The organism is Sulfurovum sp. (genome assembly GCF_041551015.1).
Classification (GTDB): Bacteria; Campylobacterota; Campylobacteria; order Campylobacterales; family Sulfurovaceae; genus Sulfurovum.
Genome location: NZ_JBFENQ010000051.1, coordinates 1 through 11,222, shown reverse-complemented (window position 1 = coordinate 11,222; position 11,222 = coordinate 1). Strand labels below are relative to the sequence as shown.

General features: G+C 38.6%; 15 protein-coding genes and 1 pseudogene. 4 read left to right on the top strand and 12 right to left on the bottom strand.

The genetic code is table 11. The annotated features are described in order from the left end of the window. From ABZC96_RS04885 to ABZC96_RS04860, 6 genes and pseudogenes are all read right to left on the bottom strand, one after another. Positions 1-130: pseudogene (locus ABZC96_RS04885) on the bottom strand (50S ribosomal protein L25); the annotation flags it as partial. Positions 131-221: 91 nt separating this feature from the next. Further along, entirely contained in the window at positions 222-1,361 is a 1,140-nt protein-coding gene (locus tag ABZC96_RS04880; RefSeq protein WP_373029486.1) for a type IV pilus twitching motility protein PilT, read from the bottom strand. A 21-nt stretch (positions 1,362-1,382) separates the two neighbouring features. Then, entirely contained in the window at positions 1,383-2,378 is a 996-nt protein-coding gene (locus tag ABZC96_RS04875; RefSeq protein WP_373029489.1) for a transaldolase, read from the bottom strand. After that, a complete protein-coding gene (gene aat / locus ABZC96_RS04870) occupies positions 2,368-3,105 on the bottom strand; it encodes a leucyl/phenylalanyl-tRNA--protein transferase (protein ID WP_373029485.1) in 738 nt (245 codons plus the stop codon). Before aat ends, ABZC96_RS04875 begins: the two co-directional genes overlap by 11 nt. Continuing rightward, entirely contained in the window at positions 3,106-5,295 is a 2,190-nt protein-coding gene (clpA, locus tag ABZC96_RS04865) for an ATP-dependent Clp protease ATP-binding subunit ClpA (RefSeq protein WP_373029483.1), read from the bottom strand. 1 nt (position 5,296) lies between these two features. After that, positions 5,297-5,596 carry an ATP-dependent Clp protease adaptor ClpS gene (locus ABZC96_RS04860; RefSeq protein WP_373029481.1) on the bottom strand — a complete coding sequence of 100 codons (300 nt, stop codon included), beginning with the start codon at positions 5,594-5,596 and terminating at the stop codon, positions 5,297-5,299. A 56-nt stretch (positions 5,597-5,652) separates the two neighbouring features. Between ABZC96_RS04860 and bioD the strand changes: the two genes are divergently transcribed. The 4 genes from bioD to ABZC96_RS04840 all read left to right on the top strand — a co-directional run bounded on the left by bioD (position 5,653) and on the right by ABZC96_RS04840 (position 8,681). Next, positions 5,653-6,291, top strand: a complete 639-nt coding sequence (gene bioD, locus ABZC96_RS04855; protein WP_373029480.1) for a dethiobiotin synthase — start codon at positions 5,653-5,655, stop codon at positions 6,289-6,291. 34 nt (positions 6,292-6,325) lie between these two features. Continuing rightward, the gene (locus ABZC96_RS04850) at positions 6,326-7,204 is read left to right on the top strand and encodes an aspartate carbamoyltransferase catalytic subunit (protein WP_373029479.1); all 879 of its coding nucleotides are present in this window, start codon (positions 6,326-6,328) and stop codon (positions 7,202-7,204) included. A 151-nt stretch (positions 7,205-7,355) separates the two neighbouring features. Then, on the top strand, positions 7,356-8,324 hold the full coding sequence (locus tag ABZC96_RS04845) for an aminodeoxychorismate synthase component I (RefSeq protein WP_373029478.1): 969 nt from the start codon (positions 7,356-7,358) through the stop codon (positions 8,322-8,324). A 45-nt stretch (positions 8,325-8,369) separates the two neighbouring features. Next, positions 8,370-8,681, top strand: a complete 312-nt coding sequence (locus ABZC96_RS04840; RefSeq protein WP_373029476.1) for a hypothetical protein — start codon at positions 8,370-8,372, stop codon at positions 8,679-8,681. Between the two features lie 3 nt (positions 8,682-8,684). On the opposite strand, the gene ABZC96_RS04835 is transcribed toward ABZC96_RS04840, so the two are convergent. Genes ABZC96_RS04835 through ABZC96_RS04810 form a run of 6 tightly spaced genes read right to left on the bottom strand, consistent with a single transcriptional unit; the run spans position 8,685 to position 11,216 of the window. Then, positions 8,685-9,155 carry a hypothetical protein gene (locus tag ABZC96_RS04835; protein WP_373029474.1) on the bottom strand — a complete coding sequence of 157 codons (471 nt, stop codon included), beginning with the start codon at positions 9,153-9,155 and terminating at the stop codon, positions 8,685-8,687. Positions 9,156-9,189: 34 nt separating this feature from the next. Next, positions 9,190-9,879 (bottom strand): rhomboid family intramembrane serine protease, encoded by a 690-nt coding sequence (locus tag ABZC96_RS04830; protein WP_373029472.1) that lies wholly within the window; start codon positions 9,877-9,879, stop codon positions 9,190-9,192. Then, on the bottom strand, positions 9,860-10,246 hold the full coding sequence (locus ABZC96_RS04825; RefSeq protein WP_373029471.1) for a hypothetical protein: 387 nt from the start codon (positions 10,244-10,246) through the stop codon (positions 9,860-9,862). Before ABZC96_RS04825 ends, ABZC96_RS04830 begins: the two co-directional genes overlap by 20 nt. Positions 10,247-10,264: 18 nt before the next feature. After that, on the bottom strand, positions 10,265-10,477 hold the full coding sequence (locus tag ABZC96_RS04820; protein ID WP_373029470.1) for a PP0621 family protein: 213 nt from the start codon (positions 10,475-10,477) through the stop codon (positions 10,265-10,267). After that, the gene (gene rsmG, locus ABZC96_RS04815) at positions 10,474-11,064 is read right to left on the bottom strand and encodes a 16S rRNA (guanine(527)-N(7))-methyltransferase RsmG (protein ID WP_373029468.1); all 591 of its coding nucleotides are present in this window, start codon (positions 11,062-11,064) and stop codon (positions 10,474-10,476) included. The genes ABZC96_RS04820 and rsmG overlap by 4 nt, the downstream gene beginning before the upstream one ends. Continuing rightward, a complete protein-coding gene (locus ABZC96_RS04810; protein ID WP_373029487.1) occupies positions 11,061-11,216 on the bottom strand; it encodes a PqqD family protein in 156 nt (51 codons plus the stop codon). The genes rsmG and ABZC96_RS04810 overlap by 4 nt, the downstream gene beginning before the upstream one ends. Positions 11,217-11,222: the final 6 nt, after the last annotated feature.

Here is an 11,222-nt window from a genome sequence, read left to right as displayed (position 1 = left end):
CACCACGTTTAAATGCAGCGTTGATATTTTCAACACCATTTGCATAAATGTTTGCGATTAGATAACCATCTCTTTTAAGCTGCTTTGCATTACGCTTACCGATACTCTCTCTAACGATACCTTCTAACATATTTGTCCTTTTTTACTTGTGTATAATTTTTTACTCAATCAATTGCTTCATTTAGTAAAATAGACGCGAATTATACCCAGTTTGTATTAAATTATTCTTCATCCTCTTTAAAGCCAAAGACATCAAGCTCTTTTTCATGGGCATGTTCATCGACAATCGCACCTTTTCCAACCCCTTGCATTTTAAGTTTCATATCTGATGGGTTTGTTGCATACTCAAGTGCTACCTCTTCTGTGATCTCACCTCTACGTAAAATGTCTAAAAGTGCCTGGTCAAAGGTCTGCGTACCGTAGATCTCTTTCCCTTCAAACAGAGCATCAGGGATCTCTGCATCTCTATTTTCAGCTATGAGTTGCTCGATCCTTGCTGTTTTTTTAAGAATTTCTATTCCCGCAACTCTTCCTCCACGTTTCGTAGGAATAAGTCTTTGTGAAATAACACCTTCAAGAACAGATGCCAAAGACATACGAATACGGTTTTGCTCCTCATTGCCAAACATACCGACAATTCTGTCTATCGTCTCTTTTGCATCCAATGTATGCAGTGTTGAAAAAACAAGGTGTCCCGTATTGGCTGCGTGAAGCGCGATATCAATCGTCTCCAAGTCCCTCATTTCTCCTACAAGTATGATATCCGGATCTTCTCTGAGTGCTGCTCTTAGTGCATCAGAAAAAGAGTGTGCATCCGGACCTATACCTCTTTGGTTTATCAAACAACCTCTATCTTTATGTACAAATTCTATAGGGTCTTCAACTGTAATGATATGTTTTTTCTGATCTCTGTTTATCTTGTCTAGGATAGCTGCCAAAGTCGTTGATTTACCAGAACCTGTAACTCCGGTTACAAGTACAAGACCTCTTTGTATCTGTGCAAATGTTTTGATCACAGGCGGTAAATTCAGTTCATCCAGTGTCAATATTTTCACTGGAATAATACGGAAAACCGCGCTCAAACCATCCATTTGAAAAAAGAAATTTACACGAAATCTATTTTCATCTCCCAGCACATAAGAAAAATCCAGGTTTCTGTCTGTTTGTAATTTTTCATATTGATCTGCTGTTGTGATTTCCTGAGCCAACTTGTCCATCATCTCTGCAGTCAGCTCATCTTTACCCAATACTTTTAGTACACCATGTACACGTACTCTGACTTGGGAGCCTGACTTAAGATGAAGGTCACTTCCACTATTACTGATCATTGTTCTAAGATAGAGCTTGAGCTTTTCTTCCATGATATCCCTTTGAGATGTTATTTATTTTAAACTGTCAAGCATCTCTTGGAATGCTTTTTCAAATGCTTCAAGTCCCTCTTTTAAGAGTTGGCTATACACTTCATCCATATTAAATCCATTATCAGCTAATTTTGTGAAATAGCCGTTAATATCACTCTCTTCCAAAGGGAATTTAGGTGCCGGTGCTTTTTTAGTGATGAATGCTTCTATTGTTGCAAGTGGTGCAGTATTGACAGAATGTGGCGCAAGCAGTTCTCTCATATAGTAATCTGCTGCTAAAGCATCACCTTTGACACCTGTACTTGCAAAAAGGGTACGAACACTAGGTGTGTGGTTCGCTTCGATGAGATTGTAAATCTTTGCTGCATTGTAAATACCCGTTTTGGAAACAGTTAATCCTTCTTTTTCTAAGTCATCATCCAGTAATCTGTCAAAACGGCTTACAAAAACAGAGATCACCGCTTCTGCTCTCAACCCACCATCTTTTTCAAAGCAATCCAACCCTTTTTTCATAGCTTTAAGAGATTTTTGTGTCTGTTTAGGTGAAAAGATAAGTGTGGCATTGACAGAGATACCTGTACTTAGCAGTTGGGTCATGGCATCATATCCTGCTTCCGTCGCAGGTACTTTTACCATCACATTGGGCTCACCTATAGCATCAAAGAGTCTTTTACCTTCGGCAACCGTACCTTCTGTATCGTTTGAAAGGAAAGGATCGACTTCTATGGAGATATATCCATCGTTTCCTTCATCATATAAAGGTCTTAATGCCTGCGCAGCAGTACGAATATCTTCTATAGCCAGTGCTTCATACTTCTCTTTTGGACTTTTTCCTGAAAGAGACGCCAACTGCTCTTTATAGGCAGGAGATGTCGTAATCGCAGAAGCAAAAATAGACGGATTACTTGTGGCACCATTAATAACACCCTTTTCAATCAATGCTGAAAAATCATTTTTAAGAAAATCTCTCTCGACAAAGTCCAACCATAATGAAAACCCTATATCTCTATTTACCATCTTCATACTCCCACTTAAAATGCTGCCATGAGCCAAAATCCATAGGTTTTTCAATCGCCTCTTCTAGTGCATCTAGAAAGAGTGACCTCTCAACTGCTTCCGCCCCTAAACCGATCATATGGTCTGTTTTCATCTGACAATCTATAAAATCATAACCTCTCCTGCCTAAAACGTCACTTAGTGCTTTAAAAGCAACCTTTGATGCATCAGGAACCAAAGAGAACATTGACTCTCCAAAAAATGCTTTTCCTAGAGCAATACCATAGAGTCCACCTACAAGTTCTCCCTCTCTATAGACCTCTACACTGTGTGCAAAACCCTCTTCATGCAGACGTATATAGGCCTCTATCATCTCACTGACGATCCAAGAACTATTTTGTCCTTCTCTAGAAACCGTAGCACAATATCTGATCACCTCTGAAAATCTCTCATCAAACGTCACAGTGAATTTTCCAGAACGTAAAACCCTTCTAAAAGATTTTCGTACTTTGAACTTGTTTGGATAGAGTAGAAGTCGCGGGTTGGGTGACCACCAGAGTATAGGATCACCTTCACTGTACCAGGGGAATATTCCTTTTTTGTATGCACTGATCAATCTATGAGTAGAGAGGTCCCCTCCATAGGCCAAAAGACCTTCATCTGAAGCTGAACGTGGATCAGGGAATTCAGTAGAGTACTTACTCAGTGGGGGGATAAAATAGTTATCCTCCTCAAACATTGAAGCCATTTATTTACTTTCAAATAAAAAATCTAATTTCTCATTTTTATAGGTCACTTTGACTAAACCGCCTTTTTTAAGCTTTCCAAAAAGTATCTCATCGGTCAGTGCTTCTTTTACTTTTGCGTCTATCACACGTGCAATGTGTCTGGCACCATAACGTTCATCGTAGCCTTCTTTGGCCAAATACTCTTTGGCTTTTTTAGTTAAGGTCACTTTGACTTTCTTAGACTTAAGCAATAGATTTAATTTATCTAACTCTCTATCTACGATGGTAACAAGTGCATCCAATCCTAGTGCATTAAATTCTATGGTAGCACTTAAACGGTTTCTAAATTCCGGAGAGAAGAAAGATGCCAGTGCTTTGTCTGTTTTCATTGAAGTATCTTTATTGAATCCCATGACATTGGCTTCTTTGGTACCTATGTTTGATGTCATGATGAGTATCACATTTTTAAAATCAGAGACCACACCGTTGTTATCTGTTAACTTCGCACCATCCATTACTTGAAGTAAAATGTTCATGATATCCGGATGTGCTTTTTCGACCTCATCAAGAAGTAAGACCGTATGCGGATGCTTTTTGATCATCTCGGTCAGTAATCCGCCCTGCTCATATCCGACATACCCTGGAGGTGCACCGACCAAACGGCTAATGGTATGTGCCTCCATATACTCACTCATATCCAATCTTTCAAAATGCACATGCATCGTTTTAGCAAGCTGAGTCGCAAGCTCTGTTTTACCTACCCCAGTAGGACCTACGAACAAGAAGCTTCCTATTGGTCTATTTGGTGCATTAAGTCCTGCATAGGAACGTTTAATGGCCGTTGCCAATGCACTGATCGCTTCATCCTGTCCGATGATATGTGAAGCTAAGTCTTTCTCCAGTGATTTAAGTTTTCTTGTATCATCTGTGCCTATCACTGTAGAAGGCAGTTTCATGATCTTCGCTACACTCTCTTCAATATCTCTAGGTTGGACAATTACACCCTCTTGGCCTCTAAGCATAAAGTGCGCACCTACCTCATCAATGATATCCATCGCCTTATCCGGCAAGAATCTATCATGCAGATACTTGACAGAAAGATCGATAGCAGATTGAAGTGCTTCATCTGTAAACGTGATGTTATGATAGGCTTCATACTTATGTTTGATCCCTTGTAAGATCGTCATCGTATCTTCAATACTTGGCTCTTCTACATCTACTTTTGCAAATCGACGACTCAGTGCCTTATCTTTATCAAAGAAGTTTCTAAATTCTGCATAGGTCGTTGCACCGATACACTTCAAATCACCGCGAGCCAGTGCGGGCTTAAGCAAGTTAGATGCATCCATACTTCCACCACTGGTTGCTCCTGCTCCTACCATGGTATGAATTTCATCAATAAACAAGATGGCATCATCCTGTGCAGTAAGTTCTTTGATGATACCTTTAAGACGCTTTTCAAAATCACCTCGGTATTTCGTACCGGCGACCAATGCACCCATATCCAATGCATATACTTTTGAACTTTTGAGTATGTCGGGGACATCACCTTCCGAAATCTTCAATGCCAGTCCTTCAGCGATAGCTGTTTTACCCACACCTGGTTCACCTACAAGCAGAGGATTGTTTTTCTTACGTCTACAGAGCGTTTGCATCACACGCTCTATCTCTTCTATACGCCCTACTACCGGATCTATCTTTCCTGTTTTAGCCAATGATACAAGTTCTATGGTAAACTGATCCAAAAGTGTCTGTTCTTCTTTTTCCTCTTTTGTAGTATCATCTGATTTATCGTACCTATGAGAGATAACCTCAAGTATATCTACACGTGCTATACCCTCTTTTTTCATCAGATAGACTGCATACGAATGCTCCTGCATAAAGATCGCTGCTATCATGTCACCTATACTGGCTTCTGTTCTTCCAGAACTGTGTATATGTGTCATCATGTCATTGATTGCACGAGAAAGTGCCACAGTTTCAAATGGTTCTACAGCTTCTTTCAATGAGGGGATAGTCTTTGTAATATGTTCAACGATACCAGATTCCAACCTCTTAAGATCAGCATCAAGTATAGAAAATATCTCTTGTCCTGCTGCACTTCTCACTATTGACAAGAATACATGCTCTACTGTCAAATATTCATGTCTGTTCTCTTTAGCGTACCCTACAGCATCTTTAAATACATCGTTCAATGCAATACTAATCATATTAACTATCCTCCTCAATGGTTGCAAGTAATGGAAACCCATTTTGTTTGGCACGTTGCTTGACCTGCTGTGCTTTAGTTTGTGCTATTTCAAAGCTGTATACACCACATACGGCTTTCTCCTTTTCATGTATCTGCAACATGATCTGTTCTGCCTGGGTATGTGTCTTATGGAAAATACCCATAAGTATTTCTACCACAAAATCCATACTTGTATAATCATCATTGTGTAGAAACACTTTAAACATCTGTGGTTCGTGCAACTCTAAATCTAGCTCTAACTCTTCTTCAAACTTTGGCATATTATGTTAAAATCCTCATAAATTATTCTATACTATTATACAAAAAAAACGGAGAAATGCAAGTGCAACCACTTTTCATCACCGCCACTGGCACAAACATAGGAAAAACACACACCACTGCACAACTCATTGAAGCCTTCGCTTCCAAGGGTTTGTCCGTGGGTGTATTTAAACCCATCGAAACAGGTGTTGCCACTGTGCCTCTTGATGCAAGTTTACTCTTAAAAGTTTGTCAGAAGGTAAACAATAAATTCAATGACCTCAAACCAGAAGATATCACAGCATACACTTTTCCTCTTCCTGCAGCCCCTTTTTGTGCAGATACCAAACAAGAGATAGTCATTGAGAAGATCATAGAAAAATACCAAGAACTCTCACAACTCTGTGACATACTTTTAGTCGAAGGTGCCGGCGGTCTTATGGTACCTGTCACAAAAGATTTTATGATGATCGACCTGGCTAAAAAACTGGAAGCTAAAGTACTTTTAGTCACTCCAAGCAGATTAGGATGTATTAACGATACATTACTCTCAATGGAAGCGTTAAAGTCCCGTGAAATAGAATTTGACTGGTGTGTAAATCTATTTGAGGACAGCGACAGTTTTGATGAAGTGACAAAACCTTTTTATGATGAAGTATTCCCCAATTGGTGGAGTGTTGAAAAAGGAATAAAAAAGTTTATTAGCAGCTATTAGATATAATGACAAAATTAAATTTACAAGGCAGTATATGCAACACTTAGTAGACACCAGCAACTTTTCTGACACACAAATACAACAACTACTTCATGATGCTAAAACTTTTAAAGTGCAACGTCCATCTCAACTGCTTAGAGATAAACTGCTTATTACCCTTTTCTTTGAAGCATCTACACGTACACGAAGTTCTTTTGAAGTGGCAGCAAAGAGACTAGGTGCTGCAGTGGTACACCTTGACCCGGGTAAAAGTTCTACCAAAAAAGGGGAATCCCTGGAGGATACCTTTGCAAACCTTTGTGCAATGGAACCAGATGGCGTTATCATCCGTCACTCTGAAAATGATGCACCCGGAATCTTAGCCGATATGCAAATGACCTCTGTTATCAACGCTGGTGCAGGTAACTATGCACACCCTACACAAGCGCTTCTTGACCTCTTTACCATGGTTGAACATTTTAATGGTGACATTCAGGGTAGAACTATTGCTATTGTTGGTGATATCGTTAGTTCTCGCGTGGCCAGTTCAGGTATTCGTCTACTTACACGTATGGGTATGAATGTCATTTTGGTTGCACCAAAACCATTTATGCCCCAAAGTGATCTGCCTCAATACGAAAAACTTGAAGATGTACTGGACAAAGTGGATGTTGTCATGTCACTTAGAGCACAATTGGAACGTCATGCTTCACCTATCTTTGATGATTATGCTGAGTATGCGAAACACTACTGTATCGATCATAAGCTTTTAGGGGACAGAGACATCTTAGTGCTTCACCCTGGCCCGGTAATGAGAAATATAGATATCTCTGATGCCATGCTTGAAGATCCACGATGTAAAGTGCTTGAACAGGTTAAAAATGGGGTTTATATGCGTATGGCTATCTTGAAGCTATTGCTTTTGGATTCTTAGTATTTTTTTGATTTTGTAGTTTTTATTACATAATTTCGTTTTCTTATTTACTTTTTTAGAAAAAGTAAGCAAAAAGCGTCGCTACTCTCGAATCGCTTCGCTTTCAAGGGCGTTCGCATCGACATTATTAAAATAAGAGGGGATATTTGTTTTGTGGTTACATAAAAAAGAGGGGTTTGAAGAGATAGACAAACTCTCAAAAGCACGTACCCCTTTTCTTTTTATCACATCTTTTGACTGTGACAAAATATTTGCACAGCCACTTGATGACTTAAATGATGACATTTTCTATAAATTAGAAGATTGGCGTAACTACCCTGTACAAAAATGTACAAAAGATTTTACCTTCTCTAAATCTCCTATTGACTTCGACACGTATAAAAAAGCACTCGATGAAGTACTTGAAGAGATACATTCCGGCAACACCTATCTGCTCAATCTCACATTTAGAACACCCGTAGAGAGTAGTCTCACACTTAAAGAGATTTTCACCTGTGCCAGAGCCAAATTCAAACTCTATTTTAAAAATGAATTTATCTGTTTCTCTCCAGAACGCTTTGTAGAGATAGAAGACAATACCATAGCTACATACCCTATGAAGGGAACCATAGATGCCCATCTGCCTCATGCCAAAGAGACGATCTTGTCTAACCAAAAAGAGATGGCAGAACATGTCATGATAGTGGATCTCATGCGTAATGATCTGGGAATCATCGGTACAAACGTCAAAGTGGAAAAGTTTCGTTATGTCGAGAAGATCAAAGCGGGTAAAAAAGAACTCCTGCAAATAAGTTCCAAGATCACAGCAAAACTTCCTACTGACTGGAAAGATAATTTAGGCACACTTCTTAGTCAAATACTCCCCGCAGGCTCCATCTGCGGAACACCTAAAAAGAGTACTGTAAATATCATCAAACGTGTAGAGAATTTTGACAGAGAATTTTATACAGGTGTGTTTGGTGTTTTTGATGGAGAGTCTCTTCGTTCTGGTGTAATGATCCGTTTTATTGAAAATGAAAATGGCCAGTTTTTTTATAAAAGTGGTGGAGGTATCACGATAGACTCTGATGCAAAAAGTGAATATGAAGAGCTGATAGACAAAATTTATTTGCCATTTTAAAAAAAATGCTGTAAACTATTTTATAAAATTTTAGCGAGGTTCCTTATGTCTAAACTATTTTCAAGTATCCTATTTTCCTTTTTTCTTCTCCTTCACACTACAGCTATAGCAGAAGAAGAATTAGTACCCACAGAAACCAATGTAGAAGTATTGGAAGAAGAAAGTAATATCTCTGAAGAGACAGAGCCTACAGATAAAGAAAATAATGAACAAAAAATCCAAACAGAAGTAACGGAAGAACCGCAAGAAGAAGTGAAACCCAAAGAAGCGCTTTCAAATGCAGAGAAAGAAGCATTGGCTGCAGAAGAGGCTGAATTACGTGAATTGGGTATGGAAAAAGAACCTGTTGCGGAATAGAAACTAGTGACAACCTCTCTTTGGTCTGTGTATCCATCTATACTCTGAGTCATTCTTTAATTTAGAAAAATAAAGCTTTCCAGAATTTCTCCATGGATCTAGGATGATACCCTCTTCTACTTTTCCACCCTTGGCTACCACAACCAAAGCATTATGTTCATAAAAATACTCTCCTATATTCGCACCAACCAAATGAAATTCAAAAGAAGTATATTTTTTCTCTATGAGATAAGCATACAAAGCATCACTCCAATGATAACAAAGGCCTTTTTCACGCACTCCCACAGTGACTAAAAAGTTATGAAATACTGGTGGCGAAGTAAGTTCAAACTCTTCTGTCAGTTGCTCTGTTTTATGAAAAATATCTTTAGAAAGCTGCATTGCTTCACTTTGGGGAATAGTACTGTCTAATGACTGTAAAAGCAGAGAGAGTTCTGCAATCTTTGTTTCTGATACCAAAGGTGCTGTAACCATGCACCCTATAAGAAAAAAAGAGAGTATAAATACTTTAAAATAATATTTGAGCATAATGATCAGGAAGGTATGAAACAAAGACCATGATGAGTAGTATCATCATAGTATTATAGACCAAGATCCATTTTGGATCTTTGGAGAGTACAAACCCTCCTATAAAACCTACTACAAGTCCTCCGATATGGGCACTTACATCAATGGAGGGTATAGAGAGTCCTATCACAAGGTTAATCGCGATAATAACACCAAAGTCTTTCATGAACGCTTTAGAGTGTGAAGCTATCTTGTCTCTATGTGCCAGGAAAAACCCTGCCAATGCACCAAAAACACCAAAGATGGCCCCAGATGCACCTACCCCCACAGAGACTGGATGCATATAAAGTGATACCAGTCCGCCGATGATCCCAGCAAAAAAATAAATACTTAAGTAAGACTTCGTGTCAAAATACATCTCTGCACCACGTCCTACAATGTAGAGAGAAAACATATTCATCAAAAGATGGGTCATTCCGCCATGTAAGAACATTGCAGTCAGTAGTCTCCACCACTCACTCTTAAGTACAGTATATGGACCAAAGAGTGCTCCCATATTTACAAGGACTTGCATATCCATATCACTAAGACTTTGGCTCAGAAGTGCAGAAAAAAGATAGACTACACTGTTAGAGGCTATCAGTATATATGTAAGAGTATAACGTTGAATATCAGCTTTCATAGATAGCATCTGCAAAGATCACACCATCCACACCACCTCTTGCTATCTTACTTATCTCTTTTTCATTATGTATGAGAACCAAAACACGTGTATCGAAAAGATATTCGTTTGCTATAGGCTGGATCATCAAAGCATCATCTTCTTCACAGATGATATATTTGGCGCCTAAAGCATTGGCAAAAAGTGCATCATCTAAATTATTTGCTACGACTGCAAAAGGGATGTTATTGGCTTGACAGTGTTGTGCAAGAGTATGTGAATCCACTAAAGGTTCAAGTAAAATTACATCATCTGCTTGACTTTTTTCAATTCCTTTGACAGAAAAAACTTTAAAAAATCGATTACTTTTTATCCATGGGTGTCCAATAATGATCATGATTACTCCTTTTTTTATTTATGGTGTACATTCAGGGGAACAGTAATACTTACCGTTCACAATTATACTCTCTTTCACAGTGACATAGGTATGACATTTCGTACATTCTACAAGTGTATCATCATCAAGTTTTTTTTCATGTGGGCTTTTCCCAAATGTAGGAAGTTTCCCTCCAAAAAATTTATAGATAAGTACAGCTGCAATAGCAAATATTAATAGTTTTAAGATCATTCTTCATTCTTTATATAGAGGTAGTTTCGTTGGTTTTTTTGTACTATATCATATCTTAACTGATGTTGTACATCTTCTATCTCATCAAATACACGAGACCCTTTGTAAAAAAGATACTCTGTATGCGAATCACTAATCTTGGAGGTCAGATCTAAAAGTAATTTTGTATTTGTCACTGCACGTGAGCTGATGAGATCAAAAGCTTCATGCTCTACACTCTCCACTCTTTTAGCCTCTACACTGACATTTGAAAGTTCCAGGTCTATGGCTGCATACTTTAAAAAAGAGACCCGTTTTTTAAGTGGTTCAGCCAATACTACTTTGGTATCTGGAAGTGCTATCGCGAGTACAAGCCCAGGAAATCCTGCTCCTGTTCCTACATCTAAAAGTGTTTTTGGTTGTTTTATAAAGGTCAGTGGGTAAAGAGAATCCACGATATTCACATATATCGCATCTATGGTTTTAGCCCCCGTAAGATTATGGATCTGGTTCCACTCATTCAAAAGCGAAGCAAAACCTTCCAATTTTACAATGATCTCAGGATCTAAATATATGCCCTCGGCATCTAAGTATTGTGATAGATTCAATTCTCTTTCACCTCTATCAACCCGCTTTCAAGCAATTTCCCCACAAAATCAGAAAGATCATGTTCCAACATTTCAGGTTCAACTTCATACTGATCTAACAACACTTCAAACACTTCTTGCAATGTTTCTTTTTCTTGCATAGCCTGCCAAATAGAAGT

Excerpts from the sequence above, each read along its gene's own strand:
- ABZC96_RS04880 (WP_373029486.1), bottom strand. The coding sequence starts at position 1,361 with ATGGAAGAAAAGCTCAAGCTCTATCTTAGAACAATGATCAGTAATAGT.
- ABZC96_RS04875 (WP_373029489.1), bottom strand. The coding sequence starts at position 2,378 with ATGGTAAATAGAGATATAGGGTTTTCATTATGGTTGGACTTTGTCGAG.
- aat (WP_373029485.1), bottom strand. The coding sequence starts at position 3,105 with ATGGCTTCAATGTTTGAGGAGGATAACTATTTTATCCCCCCACTGAGT.
- clpA (WP_373029483.1), bottom strand. The coding sequence starts at position 5,295 with ATGATTAGTATTGCATTGAACGATGTATTTAAAGATGCTGTAGGGTAC.
- ABZC96_RS04860 (WP_373029481.1), bottom strand. The coding sequence starts at position 5,596 with ATGCCAAAGTTTGAAGAAGAGTTAGAGCTAGATTTAGAGTTGCACGAA.
- bioD (WP_373029480.1), top strand. The coding sequence starts at position 5,653 with ATGCAAGTGCAACCACTTTTCATCACCGCCACTGGCACAAACATAGGA.
- ABZC96_RS04850 (WP_373029479.1), top strand. The coding sequence starts at position 6,326 with ATGCAACACTTAGTAGACACCAGCAACTTTTCTGACACACAAATACAA.
- ABZC96_RS04840 (WP_373029476.1), top strand. The coding sequence starts at position 8,370 with ATGTCTAAACTATTTTCAAGTATCCTATTTTCCTTTTTTCTTCTCCTT.
- ABZC96_RS04835 (WP_373029474.1), bottom strand. The coding sequence starts at position 9,155 with ATGGTTACAGCACCTTTGGTATCAGAAACAAAGATTGCAGAACTCTCT.
- ABZC96_RS04830 (WP_373029472.1), bottom strand. The coding sequence starts at position 9,879 with ATGCTATCTATGAAAGCTGATATTCAACGTTATACTCTTACATATATA.
- ABZC96_RS04825 (WP_373029471.1), bottom strand. The coding sequence starts at position 10,246 with ATGATCATTATTGGACACCCATGGATAAAAAGTAATCGATTTTTTAAA.
- ABZC96_RS04820 (WP_373029470.1), bottom strand. The coding sequence starts at position 10,477 with ATGATCTTAAAACTATTAATATTTGCTATTGCAGCTGTACTTATCTAT.